Origin of the sequence: Vibrio sp. A8-1, assembly GCF_013048685.1 — a bacterium.
Classification (GTDB): Bacteria; Pseudomonadota; Gammaproteobacteria; order Enterobacterales; family Vibrionaceae; genus Vibrio; species Vibrio metschnikovii.
This window is the reverse complement of sequence record NZ_VHTC01000003.1, coordinates 90,970-106,925: the sequence shown is the minus strand read 5'-3', so window position 1 is coordinate 106,925 and position 15,956 is coordinate 90,970. Positions and strand designations below refer to the sequence as shown.

At 42.4% G+C, this 15,956-nt stretch carries 15 protein-coding genes; 8 read left to right on the top strand and 7 right to left on the bottom strand.

What is annotated here, in order from left to right; genetic code table 11:
• Window positions 1-93 precede the first annotated feature (93 nt).
• On the top strand, window positions 94-1,833 hold the full coding sequence (locus FKN93_RS02540) for a SulP family inorganic anion transporter (RefSeq protein WP_170904446.1): 1,740 nt from the start codon (window positions 94-96) through the stop codon (window positions 1,831-1,833).
• 38 nt (window positions 1,834-1,871) lie between these two features.
• Here the strand turns inward: FKN93_RS02540 and nagB are convergent, their stop codons facing one another.
• On the bottom strand, window positions 1,872-2,672 hold the full coding sequence (gene nagB, locus FKN93_RS02535) for a glucosamine-6-phosphate deaminase (RefSeq protein ID WP_170904394.1): 801 nt from the start codon (window positions 2,670-2,672) through the stop codon (window positions 1,872-1,874).
• Between the two features lie 407 nt (window positions 2,673-3,079).
• Here nagB and FKN93_RS02530 point away from each other — a divergent pair, with 407 nt between their 5' ends.
• On the top strand, window positions 3,080-3,331 hold the full coding sequence (locus FKN93_RS02530) for a DUF3081 domain-containing protein (RefSeq protein ID WP_004396975.1): 252 nt from the start codon (window positions 3,080-3,082) through the stop codon (window positions 3,329-3,331).
• Between the two features lie 304 nt (window positions 3,332-3,635).
• Here FKN93_RS02530 and FKN93_RS02525 read toward each other — a convergent pair whose 3' ends face one another.
• Together FKN93_RS02525 and FKN93_RS18050 are read right to left on the bottom strand one after the other, a co-directional pair.
• Complete coding sequence (locus FKN93_RS02525; RefSeq protein ID WP_004396976.1) at window positions 3,636-3,995, bottom strand: DUF413 domain-containing protein; 360 nt, start codon at window positions 3,993-3,995, stop codon at window positions 3,636-3,638.
• Between the two features lie 45 nt (window positions 3,996-4,040).
• Window positions 4,041-4,163: a hypothetical protein gene (locus tag FKN93_RS18050; protein WP_256593216.1), complete on the bottom strand. Its 123-nt coding sequence runs from the start codon at window positions 4,161-4,163 to the stop codon at window positions 4,041-4,043.
• Window positions 4,164-4,212: 49 nt separating this feature from the next.
• Between FKN93_RS18050 and FKN93_RS02520 the strand changes: the two genes are divergently transcribed.
• Window positions 4,213-5,118, top strand: a complete 906-nt coding sequence (locus tag FKN93_RS02520; protein ID WP_158137083.1) for a LysR family transcriptional regulator — start codon at window positions 4,213-4,215, stop codon at window positions 5,116-5,118.
• Window positions 5,119-5,244: 126 nt separating this feature from the next.
• Here FKN93_RS02520 and FKN93_RS02515 read toward each other — a convergent pair whose 3' ends face one another.
• Complete coding sequence (locus FKN93_RS02515; protein WP_004396978.1) at window positions 5,245-5,493, bottom strand: Lpp/OprI family alanine-zipper lipoprotein; 249 nt, start codon at window positions 5,491-5,493, stop codon at window positions 5,245-5,247.
• A 577-nt stretch (window positions 5,494-6,070) separates the two neighbouring features.
• Here FKN93_RS02515 and FKN93_RS02510 point away from each other — a divergent pair.
• Entirely contained in the window at window positions 6,071-7,411 is a 1,341-nt protein-coding gene (locus tag FKN93_RS02510) for a DEAD/DEAH box helicase (protein ID WP_158145144.1), read from the top strand.
• A 114-nt stretch (window positions 7,412-7,525) separates the two neighbouring features.
• Here FKN93_RS02510 and FKN93_RS02505 read toward each other — a convergent pair whose 3' ends face one another.
• Window positions 7,526-8,905 (bottom strand): YjiH family protein, encoded by a 1,380-nt coding sequence (locus FKN93_RS02505; protein WP_170904393.1) that lies wholly within the window; start codon window positions 8,903-8,905, stop codon window positions 7,526-7,528.
• A 381-nt stretch (window positions 8,906-9,286) separates the two neighbouring features.
• Window positions 9,287-10,948 carry a SulP family inorganic anion transporter gene (locus FKN93_RS02500; RefSeq protein ID WP_170904392.1) on the bottom strand — a complete coding sequence of 554 codons (1,662 nt, stop codon included), beginning with the start codon at window positions 10,946-10,948 and terminating at the stop codon, window positions 9,287-9,289.
• Between the two features lie 201 nt (window positions 10,949-11,149).
• Between FKN93_RS02500 and FKN93_RS02495 the strand changes: the two genes are divergently transcribed.
• Together FKN93_RS02495 and FKN93_RS02490 are read left to right on the top strand one after the other, a co-directional pair.
• Window positions 11,150-11,461 (top strand): isoamylase early set domain-containing protein, encoded by a 312-nt coding sequence (locus FKN93_RS02495; RefSeq protein ID WP_170904391.1) that lies wholly within the window; start codon window positions 11,150-11,152, stop codon window positions 11,459-11,461.
• 353 nt (window positions 11,462-11,814) lie between these two features.
• A complete protein-coding gene (locus FKN93_RS02490; protein ID WP_004396983.1) occupies window positions 11,815-13,128 on the top strand; it encodes a peptidoglycan DD-metalloendopeptidase family protein in 1,314 nt (437 codons plus the stop codon).
• 76 nt (window positions 13,129-13,204) lie between these two features.
• Here FKN93_RS02490 and FKN93_RS02485 read toward each other — a convergent pair whose 3' ends face one another.
• Window positions 13,205-15,034: a bifunctional diguanylate cyclase/phosphodiesterase gene (locus tag FKN93_RS02485; protein WP_170904390.1), complete on the bottom strand. Its 1,830-nt coding sequence runs from the start codon at window positions 15,032-15,034 to the stop codon at window positions 13,205-13,207.
• 284 nt (window positions 15,035-15,318) lie between these two features.
• Between FKN93_RS02485 and FKN93_RS02480 the strand changes: the two genes are divergently transcribed.
• Window positions 15,319-15,675: a hypothetical protein gene (locus tag FKN93_RS02480; RefSeq protein WP_004396986.1), complete on the top strand. Its 357-nt coding sequence runs from the start codon at window positions 15,319-15,321 to the stop codon at window positions 15,673-15,675.
• Between the two features lie 102 nt (window positions 15,676-15,777).
• Complete coding sequence (locus FKN93_RS18045) at window positions 15,778-15,912, top strand: hypothetical protein (protein WP_004396987.1); 135 nt, start codon at window positions 15,778-15,780, stop codon at window positions 15,910-15,912.
• Window positions 15,913-15,956: the final 44 nt, after the last annotated feature.

Sequence of the window (15,956 nt, the reverse complement as noted above, 5' to 3'; positions counted from 1 at the left end):
CAGTCGCTCTAAGCTGAACAACAGCTCTGAGTTATTATTTGGCAATCTTTGGTAGGGTAAACAACATTGAAGTCAATATCAATCAAGCAGTGGATGCCTGGGTTATATCAGCTTAAGCAGTATGAAAAAGTGTGGTTGTTGGATGATGTTCGTGCCGCCTTTTCAGTGGTGGCAGTCGCACTACCTGTCGCGATTGCTTACGCTCAATTGACAGGGGTATCGGCGATTGTTGGCCTTTATTCCTGCGTACTACCGATGATGGTGTATGCGTTGTTTGGTACTTCTCGACAACTAATTGTGGGGCCTGATGCGGCGACGTGCGCGGTAGTGGCCGCTGTAGTTACACCTCTAGCCGCTGGTGATCCGACTAAACACTGGCAGTTGGTCATTACCATGACGGCGATGACCGGTTTTTGGTGCTTAATTGCGAGTCGCTTTCGTTTAGGTCTTTTTGCTGATTTCTTATCTCGCCCTATCTTACTTGGGCTACTCAATGGCGTAGCATTAACCATTATTGTTGGGCAGCTAGGTAAAGTCTTCGGCATTAAATATGAGCAGCGTTATCTATTAGAAAGAATCATTGAAGCTCCCCACCGTTTATTGGATTTACACTGGCAAACGGTGTTGATCAGCGGAATAACGTTACTCGTTTATTGGTTATCGAAACGCTTTCGACCTGCGTGGCCTGCGGCAATGTTAGCCATCGTGGTTGCGGCTATTTTGGTATGGTTCACTAAACTTGATCGTTATGGGGTAAGTGTTGTTGGGGTTATCGAAGGTGGCCTACCGATTTTTCAAGCGCCAGCATTTAATATTGGTATTACTCGAGAACTGGTTGTGCCTGCACTTAACTTAGCTGTAGTGAGTTTTGTGAGTATGATGCTGACTGCGCGCAGTTTTGCGGCGAAAAATGGTTATGATATTAATCCGGATAAAGAGTTTCGAGCGCTTGGTTTAGCAAATTTAGCGTCGGCTTTTTCACAAGGTTTTGCGATTAGTGGGGCGGACTCGCGTACGGCCGTGAACGATGCTAATGGCGGAAAATCGCAATTAGTATCAATCATTGCTGCTGTAGTGATTGGTTTTGTGGCGATTTTTCTTTACCAACCACTGCAATATATTCCGAGTGCGGCATTAGGAGTCGTCTTGATCATTGCTTCAATGTCATTACTGGATCTCAAAGGGGTTTGGGGATTAAGAAAACGCAATCGTGATGCCTTCTATCTCTCGTCGATTACGTTGATCGCGGTGCTGGTCGTAGGGGTAATTCCTGGTATTACGCTTGCCGTCTTATTAGGATTATTCCAATTTTTACGTGTGGTGATGCGCCCGAGCGATCAGTGCTTAGGCTTGGATGAAGACGGTACAATTCGTACCATGGATGAATCCAGTAAAGCGTCTGCCATTCCTGGCCTTTTGTTGTACCGTTTTAATTCACCATTAACTTATTTTAATGCGCCGTACTTTAAAGCGCGTTTATTAGAAAAGATCGATCAAAATCAAGGTGAACTGAGCTGTGTGGTGATTGACGCCGTAGCGAGTTTTACTCATTTGGATTTAAGTGTAATGGCGGTACTGGCTGAAACACAGACGTTACTTAAAAAACGTGGTATTCGTTTAATTCTTGCCGGACGCAAGCGCAGTCTACGCCAATGGTGTGAAGCTGCGGGCGTCCCTGTTGGGGATGGCGGACTGGTGTTGCGTGCGGATATGTACTTGGCGATTAAGTTGACGGGTTGTTATCAACATGCCGTTGAAGAAGGTCAAATACCAACCGTACAGAAAGAACCTAATCCAGACGATCCGCCTAAGCCTATTCCTGAGGTTGCTTAAACAATTAGGCCCGCGATTATGCGGGCCTAAATTTTTGCTTAGAAGCCTTTAATATTTTCAGCTTCTAGCTCAGTAAAGTATTTGACCGTTTTGACCTTAAGTTCTTGAGTCGCGGGAGCATCACAAACAATCACCGCTTTAGGATGCAATTGTAGCGCTGATACGGTCCACATATGATTCACACAACCTTCAACAGCGGCTTGTAAGGCGAGTGCTTTATTGTGTTCGGTTACGAGGATCATCACTTCTTCAGCATCTAACAAGGTACCAACACCAATCGTTAGCGCATATTTAGGTACTTGTGAGATATCACCGTCAAAGAAGCGCGAGTTAGCAATACGAGTATCTTCAGTTAGGGTTTTTATGCGAGTACGTGAAGAGAGTGATGACGCAGGTTCGTTAAAGGCAATATGTCCGTCATTACCCACGCCACCCATAAAGAGATTAATTTTACCGTAAGATTTAATTTTATCTTCGTAGCGTTTGCATTCCAGCTCATGGTCGTCAGTATTGCCGTCTAATAAGTTAATATTTTGCGGCTGAATGTCGATATGGTTGAAGAAATTATTGTACATAAAAGAGTGGTAGGACTCTGGGTGATCTTCAGCAATACCTATGTACTCGTCCATATTAAACGTCACGACATGTTTAAAGCTGACCTCACCAGCTTGATACAACGCAATCAGTGCTTTGTAAGTGGCTAGCGGCGTTCCTCCGGTTGGCAGCCCAAGTACAAAAGGGCGATCGGCAGTCGGTTTGAAAGCATTGATACGTTTTGCAATATGTGCCGCAGCCCACTTACCTACCTGTGCCGCTTGTTGTAATGGAATTAATCTCATCAGTTACCCCTAATTATATTTATTGATCCCCTGCGACTTAAAGCTGTTATGGTGTGAGGTAATGCTCACCCATTTCTCTCAGTGCTACGGATACGGTGCTAATTACATTAATTTTCATTATAAAATAAGTTGTTCGTAACGGCTATGCTTTGGGTCAAATTTTTTTGTTTTAGGGAGATGGATTGCTTTTTATCAGCCAATGAATGCGTTTGTCCTCCACTTACATGAACCGTTTGGGTTAATTTTATTGAATGATAAAAAGGAAAAATTCACAGGGTGAATTAAGTCTCTTCACTTTAGATATTGCTCTAAGCAGAATGGTAATGTGGATATTTAGAGTGAATGAGTGGCAAGAAATCATCCCATTATCCATACTAAATGGGAGAGCACTTAAGGGAGCTACTGCAATGAAAAATGAACTTGAATCAAGCAAAATACTGCACGCTTACGAAAAAGTGATGGAACACGGGACACCGACAGAATTTGGTAAAATTTATGAAGGCATAGAGGCCTTTTCTGATTACGATGGATACACTGTGTATCTGCGAGGCAATGGTGTTGAACTCAAAGTGGGTTTCCATAATACGTATCATTTGGATTATGACCAAGAGCATTTACGCGACAGTTTTCTGAAAAAAATTGCGCTATTGGCTAAATAGATTTCTTTTATCAAGCCACTTTCCGCCTACCTGCAACTCTAAGTCGTTTGGGTATATGATGCGATAATGTGGATAGAATCTGGGAGAGGTAGAGTATTGATGCCTTACTGGCTGTTATTGATATCAAAAACAAAGCCCCGAGCAAAAATAGACTAGGGGCTTTGGGAGAAAGATTCATTGGGTTAAAAAACCAATCACTAATGTAGCGTTTGAGTCATCAAGTGCAAGGCATTGACCATCGAGCTGTGACTTAACACGCACTACGGGCTTAATTTGATGAGCGGTCTGCTATCATTCGTAACGATTAATCTTCTTCAACCAAGCTTGGTTCATCATCAGTATAATCATCGGACGCATCGGGTTTATTACGTCCATTTAGGGTATGGAAGCGTTTACGACCGCGTGATAGACGTACATACTTCATCCAAACTCGCTCGATCTTACTGCTCGCTAGTTCTGGATTGGCTAGTACTTCAACAAAATGTTGTTCTTCAGCGTTTTCTGGGACTAGCTCACCGGATTCAAGGCCAAGCATAGTATCTCCGTAAAGGATCAGCAGTTCTTCTTCACCTAAAGTGAAATCACCAGACTTGGCAAAACCGCGGGGAAATTTTTTGGTATCGTAAAAACGTTTTTTACCGTGACGAAAGACTGTTTCAGACATATCAACCTCGTGTGAATACGCGGAGTACTTAAAGGTATTTTAGGCTCAATGTTCCAGTGATACGGCGTATCTCTGAGGCCATTTAGGTACACCACTACTTAGCTGTGGATTACGGCGAAAGTTAGGCGCAAACTCTGGAAAAGAAAAACAAAAATTTTTTATCGTCATAATTGTCGTTCCTTGTTAATCTTCACCAGTCATAGCAGAGGATTCAATAATGGACGTAAAAGTCTTTCGTACTTTTCTTGAACTGGCTAAAGTTCGTCATTTTGGACGGGCAGCGGAAAATCTTTATTTGACTCAAGCTGCCGTTAGCGCTCGAATCAAACAGTTAGAAAATTATTTTGACGCGCAGCTGTTTAGCCGCGATCGAAACAACATTAAATTGACGTCAGCTGGTGAACGTTTGGTCGGTTATGCAGAGGTCATGGTCGCAACGTTACAGCAAGCTAAGCTTGAGCTCTCTTTAGAGAGCGGTAAGGCGCTACAGCTCACGTTAGGCGGAACACCCAACATATGGGATGCGTACTTGCAAAACTGTCTAAGCGCGGTGACTGATGCGTTCAGTGGTTATGGCTTTAAAGCTGAGGTGATGGGGAGAGAGCAACTGAACCGTCAGTTACTTGAACGCACGCTGGATATGGCGTTTGCCTTTGATCAAATTAAAGCCGATGAGCTGCAATGCAAGAAAGTCGCCGACTTGGTGTTAGTGCTTGTTTCAACTCGACCAGATACTGCTGATAGCGTTTTTGAGAATCGTTATGTTTATGTTGACTGGGGAATGCGTTTTGCTTCCGAGCATGCCGATAGGCATCCTCGAGCACCTGCGCCATTCTTACGGACTTCGACGGCGCGTATTGCTTTAGATTTTATTTTAGAGAAAGGAGGGAGTGCTTATTTACCCGCATCGGTGGTTGCTCCCTTCATCCAATCGGGACAACTGTATCGAGTGGCTGCCGTTGCCGATTGGTATTGGCCAATTTACCTGAGCTATCGAAAAAATAGTTCATCCATCGACGCCATTGTACAGGTTGAAAAATTAGTGCAAAACATCGATCCGTTGACGGCGTACAGTTTGCAAAAAGCGGCTGAATTGAACGCGACAAAAACGGACGTTGATTAGAGGCGACGATTGAAAATTCTTGAGGGTTACTGAACGACATTGAGAGTCGAGTGTGATGGTGATGGTTGAGATGAGGAAAAGTAAAAAGGGTAAGTTTTACTTACCCTTTTTACTGAATCGAACAACTTACTTGGTGTAAGACTGAGCAATATTATCGATGCGCTCGTTCGCGCGTGCTGCTTCTTCTTGTGCAGCGAGGGCTGCATCAGTTAGCGAGGCATTTTCACTTTTCAGTGCTGCAATTTGACTATTGAGTTGACTGACTTGGTTGTTTAACTGATCTAGCTTAGTCGTGGTTGCTTCGTCAGGACCTGATGCACAACCGGCTAGGAGAAGTACAGAAGACGCTGCAGCGGCAAGTAACATTTTGTTCATATTGAACTCCTTGTTGATATTTATCAAATACGCCCTATACATTATTGTTCACTTGACCCTGGCGATCCGTTGCTACTTGAGGTTAGCGTGGTGTTGGCTCCACAAGCTGGCCCATGCTAATGGGGTTTACTTATCTTGCCATCGACCTGCCACTTCATGTGCTCCGGAGAGGCATTGACCAACCGCCTAGGTGTATACCATATAGTAGCGAGTTAAAGTGTAGACACTATTTTCACTCACGACTATAGATTAAAAGTCAAAATAACCCAAAATTTTATACCTTAATCAATTGTTTGGGCTTTGCCTCAATGTTTTATGACTTTGGTATTGTTTAAAACAGAGAATATTTTATGGGATTGCTATCTATAGCGGTCACATTCAAGTTATTATGTCACTTGATACCCAGTCGTTACTTGACGCTATAATCAGAGGTTGGAAGCCGCATTCACTTTATCACAGAGCCTATATGTAGGCGGATTGAAGGAAGCGTCATTTCGTTAACTGTCGTTGCAAGTGATTTGGTATACTACGTTTGATATTTTGTTGACTGCCTACTTTTCAGGCGGCGTTATTTTTATTGGAGAATCCTTTGCAGTTTAAAGAATTAGGCCTAGACAATCGCTTATTAAAAACATTAGCACATTATGACTTTAAGCAAGCGACCGATATCCAGCGACAAGCTATTCCTGTTGCGATGGCAGGTAAAGATTTATTGGCTTCGTCCAAAACGGGTTCGGGGAAAACGTTAGCCTTCTTGCTTCCAATGCTGCATAAAGCGCTAAAAACCAAAGCGTTATCTGCACGTGACCCTCGTGGTGTTATCTTGGTCCCTACTCGTGAGTTAGCAAAACAAGTCTACAGTGAATTGCGTTCGGCATTAGCGGGATTAAGCTACACGGCAACCTTGATCACCGGAGGGGAAAACTTCAATGATCAAGTGAATGCCTTGCGTCGAGGTCCTAAGTTTATTGTTGCTACGCCGGGACGTTTAGCGGATCACCTTGAACATCGCTCTCTTTTCTTACAAGGGTTAGATACGCTGATTCTTGATGAAGCGGATCGGATGTTGGATCTCGGTTTTGCACCACAGTTACGGCATATCCACAATGCTGCTAAACATCGTCGCCGACAAACATTGATGTTTTCTGCCACGTTGGATCACGCAGAAATGAACACCATTGCGCATGAGATGTTGAAAGAGCCTAAACGGATTGCGATTGGTTTAGGCAATGAACAGCATAAAGACATTCGCCAGCGTTTCTATTTGTGTGACCATCTGGATCATAAAGAAGCATTACTGGATCGCATCTTAAACGATGCTGAGTATCGACAAGTGATCATTTTCACAGCGACTCGCGCAGATACGGAACGTTTAACTAATAAGCTAAATGAGCAAAATTTAAAAGTTGTTGCCCTCAGTGGTAGCCTCACTCAGACTCAACGTAATACGATTATGAGTCAATTTGAACGTGCGGTATTTAAGATCTTAGTTACCACCGATATTGCTTCTCGAGGATTGGATATTGCCAACGTCACGCATGTGATTAACTTTGATATGCCGAAACATACGGAAGAGTATGTGCACCGCGTGGGTCGTACGGGGCGTGCCGGTAATCAAGGTGATGCCATTTCTTTGGTTGGTCCTAAAGATTGGGACAGCTTTAAAAGAGTGGAAGCCTTTTTACAGCAAGATATTCAATTTGAAGTGTTAGAAGGTCTGCAAGGTAAGTTTACAGGCTTACGTCCTCGTCAGCCTCTGAATAAAGCAACGGTTTCAACAGGTAAAGTGAAAAAGCAGGTTAAAAAGCTGCCCCAAAAACCAGTGAAACGCGATAAAAGTTTTTATCAGAATGTGGCGGTGGGTGATTCGGTATTTATCCCGAAAAAGAAAACAGCGCCTAAGCCTGATGACGAATAACGCTACTCACTTTATGTTGTTCAAGCAGTCAAAACTGTCTTAGTTAGTAAGAGTCAAAACAAAAAGCGCCCTCATTATTGAGTGGCGCTTTTTGTTTGATCAAGCCTTGTGAGCTTAGAATATTAAATGTGCTACACCGACAATAACCGGTAGTGTGATAAGAGTCCGGAGAATAAAGATCACAAATAACTCAAGGATATTAACCGGAATTCGGCTACCGAGTAATAATGCACCGACTTCAGACATATAAATAAGCTGAGTGACTGACATTGCTGCGATGACAAAACGAGTCATTTCGTTATCGATTGACGCTGCCAAAATTGCAGGGATAAACATATCTGCAAAACCAACCACAATCGTTTGTGAGGCTTGTACGGCTTCTGGTACCCCTAAAAACTCTAGATAAGGAACGAAAGGTTGACCAAGAATCGCAAAGACAGAAGTATATTCAGCGATGATCAAAGCAATCGTACCTAAACCCATCACGACCGGTAAGACGCCAAATACCATATCAACCGCATTACGGATGCCTTCGCCAAACACCGATTTTACGGATTTCACTTGCGCGGCTTTCTCTAATGCGAGTGACATACCCCAAGAGAAAGCACTGTGCTGTTCTGGAATAGCATCGGCATCTTTATGTGGTTTAGTCCCATCAATAAACTCATCTTTCTTCAAACTCAGTGGTGGCAGGCGAGGGATAATCACCGCGGCAACAAAACCAGCCAAGCAAATCGCACCGTAGAAAGGCAAAAAGAGGTGTTCTAATTGTACTTGCGCGAGTACCACTAAACTAAAAGTGATCGAGACAGCAGAGAAAGTGGTTCCGACGACCGCGGCTTCACGCTGAGTATAGAATTTATCTTCATACTGTTTGCTGGTCAGCAAGATGCCGACACTGCCATCACCAAGCCAAGAAGCGGTACAGTCAATGGCACTGCGTCCTGGTAGGTTAAACAAAGGGCGCATGACACGGCTGAGTAAACTTCCCATCAGTTCCAATAAACCAAAGTTTAATAGTAGTGGAAGCAGCAAACCGGCAAAAATGAACACCGAGAATAAAGTGGGTAGTAAGCCTTCTAAGACTAATCCACCCGTGTTCTCTTCCCAAATCAGTTCTGGACCGACTTTAAAAAAGGTCATGATGATGGCTGCACCGCCAATAACACGAACCGTCAGCCATACCCAGCTTGGATTGAATAAATTGTTGAGGAAAGGGGAATTAACAATCACACGAGGCTTAAAGAGTTTAGTTGCCACTGAAGCGATGGACATAAAAGCGACAATGACCGTGATAATACTGACTAAGTAATCACCGAACAGGGCTTGTATCGATTTGGCTAACACGGCGACAGGGATTGTCAATCCACCATTATAGTAAACGGGTGCCATAAACAGGAACACACCAATTAATGATGGGATGAGGAACATCCACAGACTGGCAGCAGGGAGATTTTTCTCCTGCGCTGGTAAAGTTTGAGAGTTATCTTGCATTACTTTTCCTGTTTACAACTGTTTAATTAAAGCCATTCCTTGGCATATTAATTCACTAAACATCCCTATTTAATCAATGTGCGCAGAATAACTATTTTCAACCTTGCTTGCAATACTATTCAATAAATAGGGTTAGTTATTCAATCGTTTGCGCTAATCAAAAAACAGATAGCAGCGAATTGTTTTGTTATTGTTGCATTGGTTAAATTATTGTTTAAGTGGGCGGTGTTGTTTTTGTGAGTTATAGCACTGTTTTGTAGGAGTGGAAGGGAGTTAAGAAAGCCCTTATTATTGATCGTTTTCCATATAGTATTGAAAAACAACAAGAAATAAGGGCTGTTATGGTTGGCGTAATTTAAAGTAGAGAATTCGAGATGCGATTTAATTAACCGTAGGCTGAATCTGTTTTGCTAAGCTATCTTTTAATGCGTCTGAAAACGTAGCATAAAGATTCTGCTCACCAATTAATTCCGTTATCCCTGAACGATGCAATTTTAGTGTCACGCGAGAGTTCGCTCCTGAAATCAGCACTTGGACCTGTTTTTTCTGGAAGCGTTTGATCATCGCTTCTAGCGTTTGCAACGCAGTGATGTCCATAAAAGGTACCCATTTTAAACGAATGATTAAAATGCGTGGTGTTTCTTGGATATTACTCATCACATGTTCGAAGTTTTCTGCAGCAGCGAAGAAAAATGGCCCTTCTAGAGCATACACGGCAATATCACGTGGTAATTGAGACAATCCATGCTCTGCAAGTTCTTGAGTTAAATCTGGGCTTGTACTGGCTTTAATTTCGACACTGGAGGCCATGCGTTTGACAAAATGTAAGGTCGCGATGATGACCCCAATATTGACAGCGACCACTAAATCGGCGAATACGGTCAATACAAAAGTGATCAGCAAAATAGCCACATCTGCCTTTGGAGCGCGTTTTATTAATTTAATAAAATGTGGTGCTTCACTCATATTCCAAGCCACGACAAATAAAATGGCACTTAACGTTGCTAGGGGAATATTGACGGCCAGTGGCGCTAAGACTAATAGAATCACTACAAGAGTCAGAGCGTGGACGATTCCGGATAACGGGCTATTGCCGCCATTACGCACATTGGTGGCGGTACGAGCGATAGCGCCTGTTGCTGCAATGCCCCCAAATAGTGGGGCGATGATATTCGCCATGCCTTGGCCGACTAACTCTTGGTTGGAGTTATGTTTGGTGCCGGTCATGCCATCGGCGACGACAGCAGAGAGTAGTGACTCAATAGCGCCAAGCATTGCGATAGCAAAAGCAGGACCAATCAGTGATAGCATTTGACTAAACGTAATGCTTGGCATTGAGAATTCCGGCAAACCTTGCGGAATACCACCGAAAGCAGAACCAATGGTGCGCACGTCATCAAAACCAATCGTATATTGAAATACAGTGACAACGACTAAAGCCAATAGTGGTCCAGGAACCTTACTTAACTTCGGAAGTTTTGGCCCCCAAATAACCAATACAAGTGAAAATAGGGCGAGCAGGGTGGTCGTTACATCTAGGCTGGGCAAGGCATAAAAAAGCGCAATAAGTTTTTGATGGAAATGTTCTCCGGTAATTGCCGGTAAACCAAAAAACTCTTGCCACTGTCCAATCCAAATGATGACCCCAATACCACTGGTAAAGCCCACAATGACCGGATGAGGGATGTAGCGAATAATACTCCCCAGTTTAGCAAGACCAAGAACGAGTAATATCACACCAGCCATCATGGTCGCGATTTGTAGGCCAGTAATACCATATTGAGTGACGATGCTGGCTAAAATAACAATGAATGCGCCTGTTGGACCGGCGATTTGTACTCGCGAACCACCGAACAAAGAGACAATCAACCCAGCAATGATTGCCGTATAAATGCCCTGCTCAGGTTTGACCCCTGAGGCGATGGCGAATGCCATGGCTAAAGGTAGGGCAACCACACCAACAATCACACCGGCACTGATATTTTTTATCCACTGGTTGGGCTTGAATAAGCCAGCTTTATAAGAGTCATAAATGGCAAACATTGATCATCACCTTAGAAAAAGAAGGGAGAAATAGGGACGCGGAGGATTCTACGCTCATTTACCCTCCTGTAAAGATTGAAACGGGTAGGCTCGGTGTGAATGGTTCACGTTGTTTGGGGATAGTAGTTGAGCATGTATGCAAGCGCGCTTATAATCTCTTCAGTTGTTCAAAATTGATACAAAATAGAAATGGAGTTTGTCATGATCAATAAACGTTTTTTTAAAACTAAGAATGAAGTGGAAGTTACTTTTGAACTTGAGGCCCCTCAAGATGCTGAGCGCGTAGATATTGTCGCTGATTTTTTAGATTGGCAGCCTCAAGCTATGAAAAAAACCGCAAAATCCAATGTGTATAAATTTAAAGCTCGTTTGCCTAAGGATGCAGAATTCCAATTTCGTTACCGACTGAATGAGCAGCAATGGCTCAATGATGCACAGGCGGATCATTATGTTGCCAATGAATTTGGCGAGGATAACTGTCTTGTCCGTACTTATGAGCCAGCCTCTCATTAATTCATGTTTATAGCGGTTTGCTCTTAAGTCAACATACCTAATAGTTGCTTAAGCTTTTGCAGAGGATTTCATAAGATTGTTGTTACGTTAATGATAGTGTCAATGAGATGCATAACTTAGCGTAACAACGATTTTTCATCGAAAGAAAACAGTGATAAATCGAGCCTTGTTATCTTCGTCTGGAGATTTCTTTTTTCTGAGTCTTGCTTTTTTTCTGTCGATTAATTCAACTTTAATCAATAACTTTTCATAAATAAGCACACTTTTACTGATTATTTACCATACAAAAGGTGACTTTTTGTCGAGAAAGTCTTACTCTTTTGTCTCTTTTAACAGTACCAACGGGTTAAATTGTGCTATCCAAGTCTCTTTTTTTGCGCTTCTCTGCTTTATCTAAACGTAAGAAAGTCTCTGTCATCGGTTTACCTCTACTCGCGTTGGCCGCTATTTCATCTTCAATCAACTCTACGACCTATTCAAAAAAGGTCGCCTTGTCTGTTCCTGAATCACATATTGTTGAGACGATTATTGCGGATGCGAGTGAAGCCAAAGTGGCTTATCCCGATTACGAATACCAAATCAAATCCGGTGATAATTTAAGCACTATTTTTAATCAGCTTGGATTCCGGTACCAAGATTTAATGAAAATCATGGAGACAGATTTAAACTATCTGGCTCTTGATACTTTGCGTCCAGGGAATATTTTACGCTTTTGGAAATCTCCTGGCAGTCAAGACCTTGCCAAGATGGAACTTGAATTTAACGTCGTCAAGCGTGCGGTTTATACACGTCTCGACGATGGTAATTACGATTTCTCTGAGCTTGAAATTCCCGGGCAGTGGCGCGAATTTGCGATGATTGGCGAAATACAAGGCAGTTTTTCTCAGTCAGCAAACCAAGTCGGTTTAGGCAGTGCGGATATTGATCAGATCGTGTCACTGCTTAAAGATAAAGTAAATTTTGGTCGCGATCTTCGCGCTGGCGATCGCTTTGAAGTGGTATTATCGCGTCAGTTTGTCGGTGAAAAATTAACCGGTAACCGAGAAATACAAGCGATCAAACTCTACAATCGTGGCAATGAAATTACCGCCTATCTTTATAAAGATGGCCAATACTATGATAGGGACGGGCAAAGCTTACAACGTGCTTTTCAACGCTACCCTACCACCGGTCAATGGCGAATGTCGTCCGGGTTTGATCCTAATCGCCGCCATCCCGTGACCGGGCGTATCGCGCCACATAATGGGACTGATTTTGCTGCACCAACCGGAACTCCGGTTGTCGCTACTGGTGATGGTGTTGTCGTGATGACGCGTAATCATCCCTATGCGGGTAATTATATTACTATCCAGCATGGTAGTACTTACATGACCCGTTATTTGCACTTGAGTAAGATTTTAGTGCAAAAAGGACAAAAGGTGACTCGCGGCCAACGTATTGGATTATCGGGTGCAACGGGACGAGTAACAGGGCCACATATTCATTATGAATTGATTGTTAGAGGCCGACCTGTCGATCCTATGAAGGCCAATATTCCGATGGCCACTTCGGTTCCTAAGCAAGATATGGCGAACTTTATTGCACGTCGTAATGAGTTAGACCGTTTATTGGCTCAGCAAGATAGTATGCTTGCGGCAAGCAAGGCTGGGTCGGACTCTGATAGCTAACGATTAGGCTGTTCAATTCAATTGATGAACAGCCATTGGTCTAATCAATAGCTATCAATCCCCCCAAGTAGTTTCATTACAGCTTGGGGGGATTGTTTTGTAAGTAGTTCACCATCGCCAGTGGCTGCTGAGGTTTAGAAAAATAATAACCTTGAATTGCGTCACAACCCATCTCATATAATTTGTCCAACTCTTGCTGATTTTCTACTCCTTCGGCAATGAGGTCGACATTCAATTGTTTAGCGAGTTGAATGATTAAGCTAATGACATGCTCTGATGTTTTATTGCGTAGTAGATTACGAATGAAAGTGGCATCAATTTTGATACAGTCAATGGGATAACTGTGAATATAATTTAAACTCGAATATCCAGTGCCAAAATCATCTAATGCAATTTTAAAGCCTAGCTCTCGTAATAAATTTAAGCGTTCAGACACCTCACCTGTTTGAGTGAGTAACACGCTTTCGGTCATCTCAATAATAAATTCTGAGGGGTGGAATCCATACTGTTGAATTATTAAATTGAGATGATTTAAATAGTGAGAGGAGTGAGCGAACTCATGGGCTGAGCAGTTGATGCCTAAAGTGACTTTATAGTTAAGCTCTTTTTCTAGTACTTGTTTGGCTTGGCAAGCCAATTCGATAATTCGTTCGCCAAGTTCAATAATTAAACCAGATTGTTCGGCTACCTCGATAAACTCTAAAGGGGAAATCGAACCAAGTTGTTTATTATTCCAGCGTGCTAAGACTTCAAAATAAGACCAGTTAGGCCGATTTCGAAAAACAATCGGTTGTATTTCAATATAGATTTCTGACGTACCTGTTAATGGATTATCGAGCTGAGCGCGTAACGCACTCACTACTTGGGTTCGTCGATAATAATAGTCATTTAAGTGCGTGTCATAACAGCGAACTTGCTGAAGACGCGTTTTTTTACAATCTTTTAAGGCTAAACTAGCATTAAGAATCAATTGATCAGCGGTCATCGGCGGCAATGATTTTTTAGCAATACCGATACTCAAGCGGATTTTAATATGGTGATTGGCATCGCGATAACCTTGATTCAATGTATCGATGATCAGCTGACAAATTTTGAGCGGATCATTGGAAAAGGTAATAAAGGCAAACTCATCTCCCGAGATTCGGAAAACTTGATTCTGTTTATTCACATAATGAAAAATGACATTAGCAACAAACTTAATGACTTGATCGCCAATGTAATGGCCGTAAAGATCATTAATCGATTTGAAATTATCAATATCGAGATAAGCGAGAGTGAAAGATTGATAATTATTATCTACTAAATATTCTAGTTGGTCGGATAAATAGTTACGGTTGAAAAGGTTGGTTAGGCTGTCATGAGAAATTTCATAACTCAACTGTTGAGCGAGACTGTTAAAGCGTTGGTTCATCCATTGATGGACAAGATGATGGCGAACAATGCGAGCAACGGTACAGTGAAGTTCAATCGCCGCATCAAGGGTTATGGGTGGCTCATGAAACGTCGATAGGAGAATACCGAGTATATCGCCATTATCAGCATAAAGCGGAACACCGATATAAGTGATGACTGCGGCATGGTAGAGCGAATGATTATCGTGAAATGGGCGATGAAGTGCATCGTTATGAATGACATACTTTTGTTTACTTCTGATTAACTGCTCATAAACGGTTCCTTTGAGTGAGTAATCGCAGGCAAGCGCATGGGGCTCTTTACCCGCATAGCTCAACGTCCTACCTTTATAGAGAGATTTATCAACCTCTATTAAATAAGTCGCCCAAGAATTCAAATGGCTATGCAAGGCCTGTACTGCACGTTGATAAAGGTCTGAGCTATCTAGTAAAAGAAGCTCATTAATTGTATCAAGACTCGCTGTATTTTGAGTCAAAACGCTGGTTGCTACCATAACCCTCTCACTTTTATTAATCTTTATGGTTACTATAAATGGTCGCATTCGATTATTAATAAAAAAGCATTCATAGCATTTGATTGCAACCTATCAACTATGGATGAGGATCGGTCATTTTTCCACCGTTGCCATCAGTAATTGCTTAGCTGTATTTTGTGATGAAAAATCAATAACGATGACATAAGTCGTCGTGAGGCAGAGATCGAACAGTACCATCACCTAACCTTCGCATCTTGTAGTGACTTGGGTATAATTACCTGACTCAATTTATAGGAAATATCATGCAACAGAATCAATTTGAGGCTTTGGTTGAAAGCCTTTGCCAATGGTCAACGCTTCCTCAAGTTCTTGAGGTACTCAAACAGTCGGATGATCAAGACATTGCTGAGGCCGCCGCTTCGTTAACGGGACAATTTGCGCTGGCTGAGGTTGACGGTGAACAGCGTATCTATCACGTCACCACTGAGATTGATGAGCAAGGTCAAGAACAGGAGTTTGTCGAGCATGTGATGAATGAAGGTGAGGATGTAATTAAGTTTATTGCTTGGTTTTTTGAGTCTCAGTTTTCAGTTAAGCACAAAGAGACTTACCAGGCTGCAGGAAAAACCTATCAGCAACCGAAACGTACAGTGAAGTAATTTAACAACATTAATTTGTGATCTAAGTCTTGTTTTGGCTTTTTGTTATGCTATTATCAGCGCATTAAGTAATTAAATTACAAAAATGGGTGAGGTAATATCATGGGTAACGATTTAGGTTCAGCCTATATTGGTCAACTTATCGCCAAGCAGATGATGCATGAAGCGTTGTACGGTAAGGTAAAACCAAAGAAGAAATCTTTCATTAAAAGCGTATGGAAAAAGCTCAGTAAGTAAGCTGGGTATAGAGAATATTAAAAAGCCCTGAGTCATCGACTCGG

Excerpts from the sequence above, each read along its gene's own strand:
- FKN93_RS02540 (WP_170904446.1), top strand. The coding sequence starts at position 94 with ATGCCTGGGTTATATCAGCTTAAGCAGTATGAAAAAGTGTGGTTGTTG.
- nagB (WP_170904394.1), bottom strand. The coding sequence starts at position 2,672 with ATGAGATTAATTCCATTACAACAAGCGGCACAGGTAGGTAAGTGGGCT.
- FKN93_RS02530 (WP_004396975.1), top strand. The coding sequence starts at position 3,080 with ATGAAAAATGAACTTGAATCAAGCAAAATACTGCACGCTTACGAAAAA.
- FKN93_RS02525 (WP_004396976.1), bottom strand. The coding sequence starts at position 3,995 with ATGTCTGAAACAGTCTTTCGTCACGGTAAAAAACGTTTTTACGATACC.
- FKN93_RS18050 (WP_256593216.1), bottom strand. The coding sequence starts at position 4,163 with ATGACGATAAAAAATTTTTGTTTTTCTTTTCCAGAGTTTGCGCCTAAC.
- FKN93_RS02520 (WP_158137083.1), top strand. The coding sequence starts at position 4,213 with ATGGACGTAAAAGTCTTTCGTACTTTTCTTGAACTGGCTAAAGTTCGT.
- FKN93_RS02515 (WP_004396978.1), bottom strand. The coding sequence starts at position 5,493 with ATGAACAAAATGTTACTTGCCGCTGCAGCGTCTTCTGTACTTCTCCTA.
- FKN93_RS02505 (WP_170904393.1), bottom strand. The coding sequence starts at position 8,905 with ATGCAAGATAACTCTCAAACTTTACCAGCGCAGGAGAAAAATCTCCCT.
- FKN93_RS02500 (WP_170904392.1), bottom strand. The coding sequence starts at position 10,948 with ATGTTTGCCATTTATGACTCTTATAAAGCTGGCTTATTCAAGCCCAAC.
- FKN93_RS02495 (WP_170904391.1), top strand. The coding sequence starts at position 11,150 with ATGATCAATAAACGTTTTTTTAAAACTAAGAATGAAGTGGAAGTTACT.
- FKN93_RS02485 (WP_170904390.1), bottom strand. The coding sequence starts at position 15,034 with ATGGTAGCAACCAGCGTTTTGACTCAAAATACAGCGAGTCTTGATACA.
- FKN93_RS02480 (WP_004396986.1), top strand. The coding sequence starts at position 15,319 with ATGCAACAGAATCAATTTGAGGCTTTGGTTGAAAGCCTTTGCCAATGG.
- FKN93_RS18045 (WP_004396987.1), top strand. The coding sequence starts at position 15,778 with ATGGGTAACGATTTAGGTTCAGCCTATATTGGTCAACTTATCGCCAAG.